13 protein-coding genes are annotated in these 15041 nt (G+C 60.2%); 3 read left to right on the forward strand and 10 right to left on the reverse strand.

Going from position 1 to position 15041, the window contains the following annotated elements; translation table 11 throughout:
* Positions 1-120 precede the first annotated feature (120 nt).
* Positions 121-1461 carry a hemolysin family protein gene (locus WA225_RS17825; RefSeq protein WP_007920256.1) on the forward strand — a complete coding sequence of 447 codons (1341 nt, stop codon included), beginning with the start codon at positions 121-123 and terminating at the stop codon, positions 1459-1461.
* Between the two features lie 49 nt (positions 1462-1510).
* Here WA225_RS17825 and WA225_RS17830 read toward each other — a convergent pair whose 3' ends face one another.
* The 8 genes from WA225_RS17830 to WA225_RS17865 form a co-directional block, all read right to left on the reverse strand.
* The gene (locus tag WA225_RS17830) at positions 1511-2407 is read right to left on the reverse strand and encodes a peptidoglycan DD-metalloendopeptidase family protein (RefSeq protein WP_422608957.1); all 897 of its coding nucleotides are present in this window, start codon (positions 2405-2407) and stop codon (positions 1511-1513) included.
* A 208-nt stretch (positions 2408-2615) separates the two neighbouring features.
* Positions 2616-3572 carry a response regulator gene (locus WA225_RS17835; RefSeq protein ID WP_422608958.1) on the reverse strand — a complete coding sequence of 319 codons (957 nt, stop codon included), beginning with the start codon at positions 3570-3572 and terminating at the stop codon, positions 2616-2618.
* Between the two features lie 177 nt (positions 3573-3749).
* On the reverse strand, positions 3750-4511 hold the full coding sequence (gene phoU / locus WA225_RS17840) for a phosphate signaling complex protein PhoU (protein ID WP_016985766.1): 762 nt from the start codon (positions 4509-4511) through the stop codon (positions 3750-3752).
* Between the two features lie 71 nt (positions 4512-4582).
* Positions 4583-5416, reverse strand: a complete 834-nt coding sequence (gene pstB / locus WA225_RS17845; protein ID WP_097089455.1) for a phosphate ABC transporter ATP-binding protein PstB — start codon at positions 5414-5416, stop codon at positions 4583-4585.
* 185 nt (positions 5417-5601) lie between these two features.
* Positions 5602-7272, reverse strand: a complete 1671-nt coding sequence (pstA, locus tag WA225_RS17850) for a phosphate ABC transporter permease PstA (RefSeq protein WP_422608959.1) — start codon at positions 7270-7272, stop codon at positions 5602-5604.
* Between the two features lie 16 nt (positions 7273-7288).
* Complete coding sequence (locus WA225_RS17855; RefSeq protein ID WP_422609117.1) at positions 7289-9322, reverse strand: ABC transporter permease subunit; 2034 nt, start codon at positions 9320-9322, stop codon at positions 7289-7291.
* A gap of 422 nt (positions 9323-9744) precedes the next feature.
* Complete coding sequence (locus WA225_RS17860) at positions 9745-10746, reverse strand: phosphate ABC transporter substrate-binding protein PstS (protein ID WP_085708814.1); 1002 nt, start codon at positions 10744-10746, stop codon at positions 9745-9747.
* A gap of 240 nt (positions 10747-10986) precedes the next feature.
* Positions 10987-12285: an MFS transporter gene (locus tag WA225_RS17865; protein WP_422608960.1), complete on the reverse strand. Its 1299-nt coding sequence runs from the start codon at positions 12283-12285 to the stop codon at positions 10987-10989.
* A gap of 376 nt (positions 12286-12661) precedes the next feature.
* Here WA225_RS17865 and WA225_RS17870 point away from each other — a divergent pair, with 376 nt between their 5' ends.
* Both WA225_RS17870 and WA225_RS17875 read left to right on the forward strand, forming a co-directional pair.
* Positions 12662-13066 (forward strand): acyl-CoA thioesterase, encoded by a 405-nt coding sequence (locus tag WA225_RS17870; protein WP_003229628.1) that lies wholly within the window; start codon positions 12662-12664, stop codon positions 13064-13066.
* A gap of 57 nt (positions 13067-13123) precedes the next feature.
* The gene (locus WA225_RS17875) at positions 13124-14023 is read left to right on the forward strand and encodes a D-hexose-6-phosphate mutarotase (protein ID WP_422608961.1); all 900 of its coding nucleotides are present in this window, start codon (positions 13124-13126) and stop codon (positions 14021-14023) included.
* Between the two features lie 123 nt (positions 14024-14146).
* On the opposite strand, the gene WA225_RS17880 is transcribed toward WA225_RS17875, so the two are convergent.
* Positions 14147-14683, reverse strand: a complete 537-nt coding sequence (locus WA225_RS17880) for a DUF3299 domain-containing protein (protein WP_008078784.1) — start codon at positions 14681-14683, stop codon at positions 14147-14149.
* Positions 14684-14776: 93 nt separating this feature from the next.
* Positions 14777-15022, reverse strand: a complete 246-nt coding sequence (locus WA225_RS17885; RefSeq protein ID WP_003229635.1) for a GlsB/YeaQ/YmgE family stress response membrane protein — start codon at positions 15020-15022, stop codon at positions 14777-14779.
* Positions 15023-15041 lie beyond the last annotated feature (19 nt).

Consider the following 15041-nt stretch of genomic DNA (forward strand, 5'->3'; position numbering starts at 1 on the left):
CCGGCCAGCACGCGCCACTAGGCAATCGCCATGTCAGCCGCTACATTGGCTGACTTGTGCCTGCCTTTCAGGCGCGATTTTTCTCTCTCTTGAATCACACGGAACCCGCAAAACTCCATCATGGACCCTTCCCCTGGCTTGTCCCTCGCAACAATATTCGCCGATTTCGGCATGATCCTTTTTGCTCTGATCCTGGTTTTGCTCAACGGCTTTTTCGTTGCGGCGGAATTCGCCATGGTCAAACTGCGCTCGACCCGGGTCGAGGCCATCGCTGATCAGAACGGCTGGCGCGGACACATCCTGCGCACCGTACACAGCCAGCTCGATGCGTACCTCTCGGCGTGCCAGCTCGGTATCACCCTCGCCTCGCTTGGCCTGGGCTGGGTCGGTGAGCCGGCGTTCGCGCATATTCTCGAGCCGCTGCTGAGCGCGGTCGGCGTGCAGTCGCCGGAAATCGTCAAAGGCGTGTCGTTCTTCACCGCGTTCTTCATCATTTCGTACCTGCACATCGTGGTCGGCGAACTGGCCCCGAAATCGTGGGCGATCCGCAAACCCGAGCTGTTGTCGCTGTGGACGGCGGTGCCGCTGTACCTGTTCTATTGGGCGATGTACCCGGCGATCTATCTGCTCAACGCCAGCGCCAACGCGATTCTGCGGATCGCCGGCCAAGGCGAACCCGGCCCGCACCACGAACACCATTACAGCCGCGAAGAACTGAAACTGATCCTGCACTCCAGCCGTGGCCAGGATCCGAGCGATCAAGGCATGCGCGTGCTGGCCTCGGCGGTGGAAATGGGCGAGCTGGAAGTGGTCGACTGGGCCAACTCCCGCGAAGACCTGATCACGCTGGAATTCAACGCGCCGCTGAAAGAAATCCTGGCGATGTTCCGTCGCCACAAGTTCAGCCGTTATCCGGTGTACGACAGCGAGCGCCAGGAGTTCGTCGGCCTGCTGCACATCAAGGATCTGCTGCTGGAACTGGCGGCGCTGGACCACATACCCGAGTCGTTCAACCTGGCTGAGCTGACCCGTCCGCTGGAACGCGTGTCGCGCCACATGCCGCTGTCGCAGTTGCTGGAGCAGTTCCGCAAGGGCGGCTCGCACTTCGCCGTGGTCGAGGAGGCTGACGGCAACATCATCGGCTACCTGACCATGGAAGACGTGCTGGAAGTGCTGGTCGGCGACATTCAGGACGAACACCGCAAGGCTGAGCGCGGCATCCTTGCCTATCAGCCGGGCAAGCTCTTGGTGCGTGGTGACACGCCGCTGTTCAAGGTGGAACGCCTGCTGGGCATCGACCTCGACCACATCGAAGCGGAAACCCTCGCCGGGCTGGTCTACGAAACCCTGAAACGGGTGCCGGAAGAGGAAGAAGTGCTGGAAGTCGAAGGCCTGCGGATCATCATCAAGAAGATGAAAGGGCCGAAGATTGTGCTGGCCAAGGTGTTGATGCTGGATTGATGGGCTGATCCGGCACCGCGCCGCTCCTTTCGCGAGCAGGTGCAGCACATCATTGCTTGCCCAACGCAAAGTTGGGCAACGCCCCCAGCGGCTGGTTGAACTGATACGGAATCGACACCAGCCCCTCGCCGGTATTGCGCTGCACCACAAAGTGCAGGTGCGGGCCGCTGCTGTTGCCGGTGTTGCCTGACAGCGCCAGCGGACTGCCCACCGCCACCCTTTGCCCCTCGCGCACGCTCACCGAGCCTTGCTTGAGGTGCAGGTACACACCCATCGTGCCGTCGTCGTGCAGCACCCGCACAAAGTTGCCGGACGCATCATTGCCGCGTCCGCTCTGGGAATTCTCGGTTTTCACCACCACCCCGGCCCGCGCGGCAATGATCGGCGTGCCCACCGGCATGGCGATGTCCATCGCATAGCGATTCTTCGGCCCGTAGTGGCTGTACTGGCCGTTGGCGCCCTGGCTCAGACGAAACGGTCCGCCACGCCATGGCAGCGGATAACGATAGCTCTGCGCCGTACCCGCAGGGTCGCCCAGGGCGTATTGGAACTGCGGCGAATAGACCAGCGGCTTGCCGCTGCTAATCGCCGTCAGCAGCGCCAGACGCGTGTTGCTGCGCGCCGGTAGCACCCGGCGGATGGTTTGCGCCGGTGCGCCGCGGACGTTGCTCATTCCGGTAAACGCCAGGGCAACCTCGACCGGCGCGTAAAGATCGTTGCGCACGAAAACGACGTCGACGCCCTTCTGCTTCTTGATATCGAGGTACACCTGCCGTTCCAGACGTTCGACCATGCGATCCTGAAAGACAAACACCTGCGAGCCTTTGCTCGGCCGGTCGCTGTACGAGACCACGCCGTTGGCATCGGTGGATTTGTAAATGGTCATGGCCACAGCCGAGGTGGCGGCCATGAAGAGACCACAGAAAAACAGCAGGCGCGCGAGCATGGGCAAAAGTCTGTCGAAGTGAGGCCTGAAAGTGAGCCTAGCAGGTGAAGCAGACCAGGCTAGTCGACAGATGTTTCAAATTGGCAGGAGCGGGAGATGGATGGTGCTTTTGATGGCCCCTTCGCGAGCAAGCTCGCTCCCACATTGGAATGCATGTCAAATGTGGGAGCGAGCTTGCTCGCGAAAGCGGACTATTAGGCGACGAAGATCAAGCGCCCGGAACGAAGTGCTTCTGCGCCGTGCCGCGAGCGATCAGGCGGGAGATGTAGTCGAGCTTCTGTGCGTCCTGATCGACAAAGCGGAAGGTCAGTTGCAGCCAGTCGCTGTCGGCTTTCTGCTCATGCGCGACGATGGCGTGCAGGTAACCGTTGAGTCGGGCGATTTCGGCGTTGTCGCCCTGTTCCAGATCGAGCACGGCGCTGTCGAGGATCTGCGGCAGGGTGTCAGTGCGTTTGATCACCAGCAGCGCTTCCTTGATGCTCAGCGCCTTGATCACGCATTGCTGGGTGCCGCTTGGCAGGCGCAATTGGCCTTGACCGCGACCACCGACCGGCGCTTTCGACGCTGCCGGGGCCTGCACCGGTGGGCTGTTGAGCAAACCACGCGATGGCGCAGCGGCGGGCGCTGGCGCGGCAGCAGCCGGTTTGGCGAACGGGTTGACCGCAGCGGCTGCCGGTGCACCGCCGACCACGGCAGGCTTGCCGCCAGTCAAGGCGCTCAGGGAGTCGTTGCCGAACGCTGAGTTCATTTTGGTCGGCGCGCTGTTCATCAGGGTGTCGAGCTTGCCGACCTTGTTCAGCGCCTGTTTGACCTTGGTCAGCAGTTGCTCGTTGGTGAACGGCTTGCTGACGTAGCCGGAAACGCCGGCCTGAATCGCCTGCACGACGTTTTCCTTGTCGCCACGGCTGGTGACCATGACGAACGGCATGGTCTTGAGGTTGTCTTGCTCACGGCACCAGGTCAGCAGCTCAAGACCGGACATTTCCGGCATTTCCCAGTCGCACAGAACCAGGTCGAACGCTTCTCTGGCCAGCATGGCCTGAGCCTTTTTACCGTTGACGGCGTCCTCGGTGCGGATCCCCGGGAAGTAATTACGCAGGCACTTTTTCACCAGGTCACGAATGAACGAAGCATCGTCCACGACCAACACACTGATCTTGCTCATCCAACACCCCTATTAAAATCCCGGCAAGCATAACGCTGGCTGATGGCACATTGCCAAAACTCTTCAGTCACGCCGGGACTTTTCGTTCGCGGGTGCTGCTTTTTAATTCGATCTGCCTTGTGAAAAGCAGAAACAAAAACGCCCGGCCAAAGGGCCGGGCGCTTTTCTCAGGCAATCTTACTTATCGTCAGCATTGCCCGGAACATTAGCGGTTTCGCCGCTTGTCCCTTCAACTTCTTCCTTCATGCGCTTGAGGCCCATGTGGCGCACGTCGGTGCCGCGCACCAGGTAGATGACCAATTCGGAGATGTTGCGCGCGTGGTCGCCGATACGCTCCAGCGAACGCAGGACCCAGATGATGCTCAAGACCCGCGAGATAGAGCGCGGGTCTTCCATCATGTAGGTCGCCAGCTCACGCAGCGCGGTCTTGTATTCGCGGTCGATGATCTTGTCGTATTGCGCCACCGACAACGCCAGATCGGCGTCGAAACGGGCAAACGCGTCCAGCGCATCACGGACCATGTTGCGCACCTGGTCGCCAATGTGGCGAACCTCGACGTAACCGCGCGGCGCTTCGCCTTCTTCGCACAGTTGAATCGCACGGCGGGCGATCTTGGTCGCTTCGTCACCGATGCGTTCCAGGTCGATCACCGACTTGGAGATGCTGATGATCAAACGCAGGTCGGACGCTGCCGGTTGACGGCGGGCGAGAATGCGCAGGCATTCTTCGTCGATGTTGCGTTCCATCTGGTTGATCTGGTCGTCGATCTCGCGCACCTGCTGAGCGAGGCCGGAGTCGGCCTCGATCAGCGCGGTCACCGCGTCATTGACCTGCTTCTCGACCAATCCACCCATGGCCAGGAGGTGGCTGCGCACTTCCTCGAGCTCGGCGTTGAACTGCGCGGAGATGTGGTGGGTAAGGCCTTCTTTACTAATCATGTTGGCGTCCTTGGAGCGTCCGGTAAGGTGCGGTGGGCCGCAGCGTCAATTCTGTGAATAACCCGCAACTGTCAGCCATAACGACCGGTGATGTAGTCTTCGGTCTGCTTCTTCGCCGGATTGGTGAACAGGGTATCGGTGTCGCCGAATTCCACCAGTTTGCCCATGTACATGAACGCCGTGTAGTCGGACACCCGCGCGGCCTGTTGCATGTTGTGCGTGACGATGACGATGGTGAACTTGGACTTCAGCTCGTAGATCAGCTCTTCGACTTTCAGTGTCGAGATCGGGTCGAGGGCCGAGCACGGTTCGTCGAGCAGCAGCACTTCCGGCTCAACCGCGATGGTACGGGCGATTACCAGACGCTGTTGCTGACCACCGGACAGGCCGAGTGCCGAGTCGTGCAGACGGTCTTTGACTTCGTCCCACAGTGCCGCACCTTTCAATGCCCACTCAACGGCTTCGTCGAGGATGCGCTTCTTGTTGATGCCCTGGATGCGCAGGCCGTAAACCACGTTTTCGTAAATGGTCTTCGGGAACGGGTTGGGCTTCTGGAACACCATGCCGACGCGGCGACGCAGTTCGGCAACGTCTTCGCCCTTGCGATAGATGTTGTTGCCGTACAGGTTGATCGCGCCTTCTACGCGGCAGCCGTCAACCAGGTCGTTCATGCGGTTGAAGGTGCGCAGCAAGGTCGATTTGCCGCAGCCGGACGGGCCGATGAAGGCGGTCACGCGCTGTTTCGGGATGTTCATGCTGACGTCGAACAGTGCTTGTTTCTCGCCGTAGTACAGGCTCAGGCCGGGTACTTCAATGGCCACGGTTTCCTGCTCGAGGCTGAGGCTTTGCTTGTCGCGACCCAGGGCCGACATGTTGATGCCGTGGGTATGTGTTTCGTGCTGCATGGGAGGCTCCCTGTGCTAACAAAATTCGGTTCGTTGAACCACTGGCCTTGCCAATGGGTTACTGAAAATCTGTGGCTTGCGCCGATCCTTGTGGGAGCTGGCTTGCCAGCGATGGCATCACCGCGGTGTTACTGGCTGACCGAGTCGCCTGCATCGCTGGCAAGCCAGCTCCCACAGGGTTTGTGTTAACTATCCAAAGCTTTGTATTTTTCGCGCAGGTGGTTGCGGATATACACCGCCGACAGGTTCAACGTGGCGATCACCAGCACCAGCAACAGCGCCGTGGCGTACACCAGCGGGCGGGCTGCTTCGACGTTCGGGCTCTGGAAGCCGACGTCATAGATGTGGAAGCCCAGGTGCATGATCTTCTGGTCCAGGTGCAGGTACGGGTAGTTGCCGTCCACCGGCAGCGACGGCGCCAGTTTCACCACACCCACCAGCATCAGCGGCGCCACTTCACCGGCGGCACGGGCCACGGCGAGGATCATGCCGGTCATCATTGCCGGGCTGGCCATCGGGATCACAATCTTCCACAAGGTTTCAGCCTTGGTCGCGCCGAGGGCCAACGAGCCTTCACGCACGGTACGCGGAATACGCGCCAGACCTTCCTCGGTCGCCACAATCACCACCGGCACCGCCAGTAGCGCCAAAGTCAGCGACGCCCAGAGCAGACCCGGTGTACCGAAAGTCGGTGCCGGCAGCGCTTCCGGGAAGAACAATCGGTCAACCGAACCACCGAGTACGTAAACGAAGAAGCCCAGACCGAACACGCCGTAAACGATCGCCGGTACGCCAGCGAGGTTGTTCACCGCGATACGGATGATCCGCGTCAGGGCGTTCTGCTTGGCGTATTCACGCAGGTACACCGCTGCCAGCACGCCGAACGGGGTGACGATCATCGCCATGATCAACGTCATCATCACGGTGCCGAAGATCGCCGGGAAGATCCCGCCTTCAGTGTTCGCTTCACGCGGGTCATCCGAGAGGAATTCCCAGATCTTGCTGAAGTAGAAACCGACCTTGGTAAAGGTACTCATCGCGTTCGGCTGGTAGGCGTGAACGACTTTGCCCAGACCGATTTCAATCTCTTTGCCGTTGGCATCGCGAGCGGTCAAGGCGTCGCGGTTGAACTGTGCATGCAAGTCAGACAGACGCGCTTCGATGTCCTGATAACGCGCATTCAGTTCGGCCCGCTCGGACTCCATGTCCGCTTGCGCGGTGGCGTCGAGCTTGCCTTCCAGTTCCAGTTTGCGACCGTGCAGACGGATGCGTTCCAGGCCTGCGTTGATCGCACCGATGTCGGTTTTTTCCAGTGACTTCAGTTGTGCCGCCAGACCGTTCACACGGTTGATCCGCGCTTGCAGCTCAGGCCATGCAGCCTCGCCCTCGGCGATGACCTTGCCGTCCTGTTTGACGTTGACCAGGTAGCCGTAGAAATTGCCCCACTCGCGACGCTCGATCGCCATCAACTCCGGCGGCGTGGTCTGGTTGGTCAGCCACTCGCCGACGATCCAGGTGAAGTCGTTGCCGTTCAGGTCACGGTTGCCGACCTTGATCAGCTCGCGGGTCATGAATTCCGGGCCGACGTCAGGCACCGGCAAACCGGCGCTCTTCAGACGGGCACGCGGCACTTCTTCTTTCTGTACCACTTCGCCGACCACAAGATGCTGGGCCTGGCCCGGCACGTCGTAGCTGGCATGCACGAGATCCGCCGGCCAGAAGTGACCCAGACCGCGCACGGCAATCACTGCCAGCAGGCCAATGGTCATGATGACCGCGATGGACACCGCGCCACCGCTGATCCAGACGCCCGGGGCGCCGCTCTTGAACCATCCTTTCAGGGAGTTCTGTTTCACAGACTTCTACCTTTGCTTAAAGCGACGAGTATTTCTTGCGCAGACGCTGACGAATCAGTTCTGCCAGGGTGTTCATGACGAAGGTGAACAACAGCAGCACCAGCGCCGAGAGGAACAGCACGCGGTAGTGGCTGCCGCCGACTTCCGACTCGGGCATCTCCACCGCGACGTTGGCGGCCAGGGTGCGCAGGCCTTCGAACAGGTTCATTTCCATGACCGGGGTGTTACCGGTGGCCATCAACACGATCATGGTTTCGCCGACCGCACGGCCCATGCCGATCATCAGCGCCGAGAAGATCCCCGGGCTGGCGGTCAGGATCACCACGCGAGTCATGGTCTGCCATGGTGTGGCGCCGAGGGCCAGCGAGCCGAGGGTCAGGCCGCGCGGCACACTGAACACGGCGTCTTCAGCGATCGAGTAGATGTTCGGGATCACCGCAAAACCCATGGCCAGACCCACCACCAAGGCGTTGCGCTGGTCGTAGGTGATGCCCAGGTCGTGGGAGATCCACATGCGCATGTCACCGCCGAAGAACCAGTTCTCCATGAACGGGCTCATGTACAGCGACAACCAGCCCACGAACAGAATCACCGGAATCAGCAGCGCACTTTCCCAGCCATCAGGGACTTTCAGGCGGATCGATTCAGGCAAGCGGCTGAAGGTGAAACCGGCGACCAGGATGCCGATCGGCAGCAGCATCAGCAGGCTGAAGATGCCCGGCAGATGCCCTTCTACATAAGGTGCGAGGAACAGGCCGGCGAAGAAACCGAGGATCACCGTCGGCATCGCCTCCATCAGCTCGATCACCGGTTTGACCTTGCGGCGCATGCCCGGGGCCATGAAGTAGGCGGTGTAGATCGCCGCGGCAACGGCCAGTGGCGCCGCCAGCAGCATCGCGTAGAACGCCGCTTTCAGGGTGCCGAAGGTCAGTGGCGAGAGGCTCAGTTTCGGTTCGAAATCGGTGTTGGCTGCGGTCGATTGCCAGACGTATTTAGGCTCGTCGTAGTTCTCGTACCAGACCTTGCTCCACAGCGCGCTCCAGGAAACTTCCGGGTGCGGGTTGTCGAGCAGCAGCGGTTGCAGCTTGCCGCCGGCTTCGACGATCACCCGGTTGGCGCGTGGCGACAGGCCGAATACGCCTTGGCCATCGACCACCTGATCAACCAGCAGCGTGCGGTGCGCGGTGCTGTGGAACACGCCGAGCTTGCCGCTGGCGTCGAGGGCGAGGAAACCTTTGCGCCGCTCTTCGGCGGTGATTTCAACGATCGGCGTGGTGCCCATCTGGAAGGTACGAATCTGCTTCAGGCGCAGTTCGCCGTCGGTGTCGCGGGCCATGAACCACTGGGCCAGACCACCCTTGGAGTCACCGACGATCAGCGAGATACCGCCGACCAGTTGCGTGGTTGCAGTGACTTCAGCGTCAGCGTTTTCCAGCAGTTTGTAGCGACCGTTGAGGCTCTTGTCGCGCAGGCTGAAGACGTCGGCCTGAGCGCGACCGTTGACCACGTACAGCCACTGCTGGCGCGGGTCGACGAAGATGTTTTTCACCGGCTCAGTCATCTGCGGCAGATCGATACGCTTCTGCTCGCTGGTGACTTCGCCGGTCATCATGTTTTCTTCGCTGGTCAGCGACAACACATTGAGTTGCGAACCGGTCGAACCGACCAGCATCAGCGTCGTGTCGGTGGCATTCAGGCTGACATGCTCCAGCGCACCGCCGGCTTCGTTCAGCGCGATCGGCGTCTCGCCGTACGGATATTCAATCGCCGGGGTGATGGTTTTCTTGCCATCGGGGTAGCTGACTTTATAGGTATGACGGAACACCAGCGCCTGACCGTTGGACAGGCCCACGGCCACCAGCGGGTGGCCTGGCTGGTCTTCACCAATGGAGGTCACGGTGGCGCCAGCCGGAACCGGCAGATCGACGCGCTTCAGTTCAGCGCCACTGTCGATGTCAAAGAACAATGCCTGGCCCTTGTCGGAAACGCGCATGGCCACCTGATTCTGCTCTTCGAGCGAAATCATCAGCGGCTTGCCGGCGTCCTGCATCCAGGCCGGGGTGATCGAGTCTTTCGCGGTCAGGTCGGCGCCCTGAAACAGCGGCGCAACCACGTAGGCGAGAAAGAAGAAAATCAGGGTGATGGCTGCCAGCACCGCAAGCCCGCCAACGAGGACGTACCAGCGGGTGAAGCGATCCTTGAGCGCGCGAATGCGGCGCTTGCGTTGCAGCTCAGGCGTATTGAAATCAATGCGCTTGGGAGGATTAGTAGTCATGTGGGAATTGGCCAGATCATTCATGCGCTCACCCTAGCGATCCTGTATGACAGAAAGATGACAGTGCAGTGACGCAGCAAATCCACCGCCAGCGGGACTGGCAGGGGATCAAAAATTTGAGGTGTGGAAAAGGCCGGTCTGCAAGCAGTTCCGGCCTTTTACCTGAGTCCGGCGGGGTTCACCCCGGACTCAATTTGTTACTTCTTTGCGACTTCAGCGCCGCCTTCCTGCAGACCCAGGTCAGCCAGTGCTTTTGCAGCAACTTTGGCTGGCAACGGGATGTAGCCGTCTTTCACTACCACTTCCTGGCCCTGCTTCGACAGCACCAGTTTCACGAACTCAGCTTCCAGCGGAGCCAGAGGCTTGTTCGGGGCTTTGTTGACGTAAACGTAGAGGAAACGCGACAGCGGGTATTTGCCGTTCAGGGCGTTTTCTTCGCTGTCTTCGATGAATTCAGTGCTGCCCTTCTTCGACAGTGCAACAGTCTTCACGCTAGCGGTCTTGTAACCGATGCCCGAGTAACCGATACCGTTCAACGAGGAGCTGATCGACTGCACCACCGACGCCGAACCTGGTTGTTCGTTGACGTTCGGCTTGTAGTCGCCTTTGCACAGGGCTTCTTCTTTGAAGTAGCCGTAGGTGCCGGATACCGAGTTACGACCGAACAGCTGCACTGGCTTGTTGGCCAGGTCGCCGGTCACGCCCAGGTCGCCCCAGGTTTTCACGTCGGCCTTGGCGCCGCACAGACGGGTCGACGAGAAGATCGCATCAACCTGTTCCATGGTCAGGTGCTGGATCGGGTTGTCTTTGTGTACGAACACAGCCAGGGCGTCCACGGCAACCGGGATAGCGGTTGGCTTGTAGCCGTATTTCTGCTCGAAGGCCGCCAGTTCGGTGTCCTTCATCTTGCGGCTCATCGGGCCCAGGTTGGAGGTGCCTTCAGTCAGCGCAGGTGGCGCGGTGGCAGAGCCAGCGGCCTGAATCTGGATGTTTACGTTCGGGTATTCTTTTTTGTAGTTCTCAGCCCAGAGGGTCATGAGGTTGGCCAGGGTATCGGAGCCGACGCTGGACAGGTTGCCCGACACACCAGTGGTCTTGGTGTAGCTCGGGATCGACGGGTCAACAGCGGCGAACGCGTTGGCAGTCGCAACGCCAGCAGCGACAAAAGTCATTGCCGCCATCAAACGCTTCAGTTTCATGCCTTACTCCTAGCAGATAGGGTGTGTTAAGTCGGGGCCAAGTATCAGCAGGCCGTATGAACACTCTATGGCTGAAATATGACAATTGGATGAAAGGCCAGCATGTCGCGACAGATCGTTCCAACGCTCTGCGTGGGAACGCCGCCATGGACGCTCTGCGTCCGCATTTGAGAGGTGACGCGGAGCGTCACAGGATGCATTCCCACGCGGAGCGTGGGAACGATCAGGCGGCAGGGGAAATCAGCGCCCCTTCTTCCAGAGCCACGCCCCGACCAGAATCCCCATCGCGCACAGCACCGCCACATAGTAGGCCGGCCCCATCGCGCTTTCTTTCAGCAGTAAGCTCACCACCATCGGCGTCAGACCACCAAAGATCGCGTAAGCAACGTTGTACGAGAACGACAACCCACTGAAGCGCACCACCGGCGGGAACGCTTTCACCATCACGTACGGCACCGCACCAATGGTGCCGACCAGAAAACCGGTCAATGCATACAGCGGGAACAGCCAGTCCGGGTGATCGGCGAGGCTGTGATAGAAGGTCCACGAGCTGATCAGCAAGCCCAGGCAACCAAACACGAACACGCGACCGGCACCGAAGCGGTCCGCCAGTGCGCCGGAAATGATGCAGCCGATGCTCAGAAATACGATCGCCAGACTGTTCGATTGCAGCGATTGCGTCGGCGTGAAGTGATAGACGGTTTGCAGCACGGTCGGGGTCATCAGAATGACCACGACGATGCCCGCGGAGAGCAGCCAGGTCAGCAGCATCGAGATCGCAATCGCCCCGCGATGATCACGCAGCACCGCACGCAGCGGCACTTCTTCGGCCAGCGCCTTGCGCTGTTGCAGTTCGGCGAACACTGGGGTTTCGTGCAGCCAGCGGCGCAGATACACCGAAAACAGGCCAAACACGCCGCCGAGCAGGAACGGGATTCGCCAGGCGTAATCGGAAACCTCCGCCGGCGTATAGATGCTGTTGATCGCGGTGGCGACCAGCGAGCCGAGCAGAATGCCGGCGGTCAGCCCGCTGGTGAGGGTGCCGCAGGCGTAGCCCATGTGCTTTTGCGGCACGTGTTCGGAAACGAAGACCCACGCCCCCGGCACCTCACCGCCAATCGCCGCGCCCTGAATCACCCGCATCACCAGCAGCAGGATCGGCGCCCACATGCCGATCTGCGCATAGGTTGGCAGCAGACCCATGATCAGGGTCGGCACGGCCATCATGAAAATGCTCAAAGTGAACATCTTCTTGCGGCCCAGCAGGTCACCGAAGTGCGCCATGACGATGCCGCCCAGTGGCCGCGCGAGGTAGCCGGCGGCGAAGATGCCGAAGGTCTGCATCAGGCGCAGCCACTCGGGCATGTCGGCCGGGAAGAACAGCTTGCCGACCACGGTGGCGAAGAAAACAAAGATGATGAAGTCGTAGAATTCCAGCGCACCGCCGAGGGCGGACAGCGACAGAGTCTTGTAGTCATTGCGGGTCAACGGTCGTGCGGGTTGCTCGGGCTGCGCGAGGCTCGAAGGCGCTGTGGTCATGGCAAGGGCTTCTCTTATAGTCAGATCTGCGACTCCAACAACGCTGGCTGGAGCTTTGGCAGGTTCGGCACCATAGCAAATTGTTCGAAAAAGCACATAGAGGCGCGTATTTGACGGTCGAAATGAGAACCGGATGGTCGTCGCGGAGTCTACCGACCGATATACTCGCAACCTGCTCCGGTTTGTAGGGGGTTGCTGTGCGAAAACGTCGTTGGCCCGGCCTTTGCTCGGGATTAGCCGGTTTCGCAGAGTTTCTCCTTAGGCGCCTGATGGAAAACGTGACGAACGTAGTAGGTTCGGTGCTGAATCGTTTTTCCCGAAGACGGCTACCACCAGCAATACCAACGAAGAGTCACGGGTCAGAGGCACCCCCGGCATGATAGAGCTCGAACAAGAAGATCCAATCCCGCAAGGCGACCTGGCCCTGCAAATCACCGCACTTCCACGCGAAACCAACGGCTTTGGCGATATTTTCGGCGGCTGGCTGGTGGCGCAGATGGATTTGGCCGGCACCGCAATGGCCAGCCGCGTTGCGGGTGGCCGTGTCGCCACCGTTGCCATCGACCGCATGGCGTTTCTGGTGCCTGTGGCTGTCGGCGCGCAATTGTCCTTTTACACCCAGACTCTGGAAATCGGCCGCAGCTCGATCCAGATGATGGTCGAAGTGTGGAGCGACGACCCGTTGTCCAGCGAGTGGCGTAAAGTCACCGAAGCGGTGTTCGTCTTCGTTGCCATCGACGGCAGCGGCCGCACGCGCTCGGTTCCACCACGCGCGCGTTAAACATCGTGGCCGTTTGACGGTCGATAGTTGCCCTTGTTACTGATCGAGAGCTGTCCCATGAACACGCCCAACGTTGAAGCGGTGAAACTGGATGAACTGAACTGCTGGCGCATCCGCCACGGTCAGGCCGAAGTGCTGGTGGCCCAGCAAGGCGCGCACATCCTCAGTTATCAGATCGATGGCCAGCCGCCGATCATCTGGCTCAACGACAAGGCAGTGTTCAAGACCGGCAAGAGCATCCGCGCCGGCGTGCCGGTGTGCTGGCCGTGGTTCGGCATCTTCGAGCGCAACCCGCAGAGCGTCAAAGCGATGCGCGTCAGTGACGAACCGGCGCAGGCTCACGGTTTTGTCCGGGCGATGGATTGGGAGCTGGGCGGTATCGAAGCCGAAGACCATGGCGTCAAGGTTGAATTCAAGTTGCCTTACCCTGAAGGCGGGTTCCCGGGCTGGCCGCATCAGGTCGATCTGACCCTGACCCTGCATTTGTCCGAGCAACTGAGCTTCAGCCTGACCAGCCACAACCGTGGCACTGACACCGTCAGCCTGAGTCAGGCGCTGCACACTTATTTCGCGGTCAGTGATGTGCGCAATGTGCACGTCGACGGTGTAGAGGGTTTGAATTACATCGAGACGCTGGATGAGTGGAAGATCCACAGCCAGCAAGGTGACCTGCATTTTGCCGGCGAAACCGACCGCATTTACCTCGACGCTCCGCCGCAGCTGAGCATCGTCGACCCGACCTGGGAACGACGCATTGTGCTGACGGCTACCGGTTCGCGCACGGCGGTGATCTGGAACCCGTGGATCGACCGCGCGGCAGCGCTGGCCGATATGGACAACGATGGCTGGCAGCGCATGCTGTGCATCGAGACGGCGAACGTGATGGACGATGTGGTTACGCTGGCACCGGGTGCTAGCCACACAATGGGCGTCAGCGTCGGCAGCAAATCGCTTTAAGCCACACCCGATAAAACTGTGGGAGCGAGCTTGCTCGCGAAAGCGTCGTATCAGTCAACATCAATGTGACTGAGAGACAGCATTCGCGAGCAAGCTCGCTCCCACAATTGTTTTGTATAGGTGCTACAGATCTGATTCCTGCACCACCCGCACTTTGTCCGCGTCCAGCGCATACGCCGCATCGGCCAGATCATTGCTGACCTTCTCGACCTTCAGCGTGCCGGTCACCCACAGCGGCGTGTAAATATCGTCCAGTTTCAAACCTTTCGGATAACGCACCAGCACCAGTTGATTCGGCGGCGGTGGCGGCACGTGGATACACGCGCCCGGGTACGGCACGAGGAAGAACAACGTGCTGCGGCCCTTGGCATCGGACTCCAGCGGCACCGGGTAACCACCGATGCGGATGTGTTTGTCGTTCATCGACGCCACGGTTTTGGTCGAATACATCACCGCCGGCAGACCTTTGGCCTGCTTCATCCCGCCCTTCTCGGTGAAGGTGCCGGTGGCTTCCGGGGAGTTGTGATCGATTTCAGGCATGGCCTCGAGGGCCTTTTGATCCGACTTGGGCATCAGTTCGAGCCAGTCGGTTTCCGGCAGTTCGCCGGCGTGGGCCAAACCGCTGCCCAGGAAAAGGAGAGTCAACAGAAGACGGCGCATGAAGGTGCTCGGTATAGAAAGGAAGGATCGTTGAATCGCCGAGCATTCTAGCCCTCCCGGCCACTTTGGCAGAGAGGGCTTTGTCGCTTTGGATCAGTTCTTTTTGATCAGGCCGTAGATCACCAGCAACACGATCGCGCCGACCAGTGCACCGATGAAGCCTGCGCCCTGACCTGCCTGATAGATGCCCAGGGCCTGGCCGCCGTAAGTGGCCGCCAGCGAACCGCCGATACCGAGCAGGATGGTCATGATCCAGCCCATGCTGTCATCGCCCGGTTTCAGGAACCGTGCCAGCAGGCCGACGATCAAGCCGATAAAGATGGTTCCGATAATTCCCATGGCAATTCCCTCTCAGTAG

This window comes from Pseudomonas sp. (assembly GCF_049300855.1).
Taxonomy (GTDB): domain Bacteria; phylum Pseudomonadota; class Gammaproteobacteria; order Pseudomonadales; family Pseudomonadaceae; genus Aquipseudomonas.

Bases quoted from the DNA above. Each gene is read 5' to 3' on its own strand.
- pstB (WP_097089455.1), bottom strand. From the start codon at position 5,416: ATGCAGCACGAAACACATACCCACGGCATCAACATGTCGGCCCTGGGT.
- WA225_RS17830 (WP_422608957.1), bottom strand. From the start codon at position 2,407: ATGCTCGCGCGCCTGCTGTTTTTCTGTGGTCTCTTCATGGCCGCCACC.
- WA225_RS17855 (WP_422609117.1), bottom strand. From the start codon at position 9,322: ATGCAGGACGCCGGCAAGCCGCTGATGATTTCGCTCGAAGAGCAGAAT.
- WA225_RS17885 (WP_003229635.1), bottom strand. From the start codon at position 15,022: ATGGGAATTATCGGAACCATCTTTATCGGCTTGATCGTCGGCCTGCTG.
- WA225_RS17875 (WP_422608961.1), top strand. From the start codon at position 13,124: ATGAACACGCCCAACGTTGAAGCGGTGAAACTGGATGAACTGAACTGC.
- WA225_RS17860 (WP_085708814.1), bottom strand. From the start codon at position 10,746: ATGAAACTGAAGCGTTTGATGGCGGCAATGACTTTTGTCGCTGCTGGC.
- WA225_RS17865 (WP_422608960.1), bottom strand. From the start codon at position 12,285: ATGACCACAGCGCCTTCGAGCCTCGCGCAGCCCGAGCAACCCGCACGA.
- WA225_RS17870 (WP_003229628.1), top strand. From the start codon at position 12,662: ATGATAGAGCTCGAACAAGAAGATCCAATCCCGCAAGGCGACCTGGCC.
- WA225_RS17880 (WP_008078784.1), bottom strand. From the start codon at position 14,683: ATGCGCCGTCTTCTGTTGACTCTCCTTTTCCTGGGCAGCGGTTTGGCC.
- WA225_RS17835 (WP_422608958.1), bottom strand. From the start codon at position 3,572: ATGAGCAAGATCAGTGTGTTGGTCGTGGACGATGCTTCGTTCATTCGT.
- WA225_RS17825 (WP_007920256.1), top strand. From the start codon at position 121: ATGGACCCTTCCCCTGGCTTGTCCCTCGCAACAATATTCGCCGATTTC.
- phoU (WP_016985766.1), bottom strand. From the start codon at position 4,511: ATGATTAGTAAAGAAGGCCTTACCCACCACATCTCCGCGCAGTTCAAC.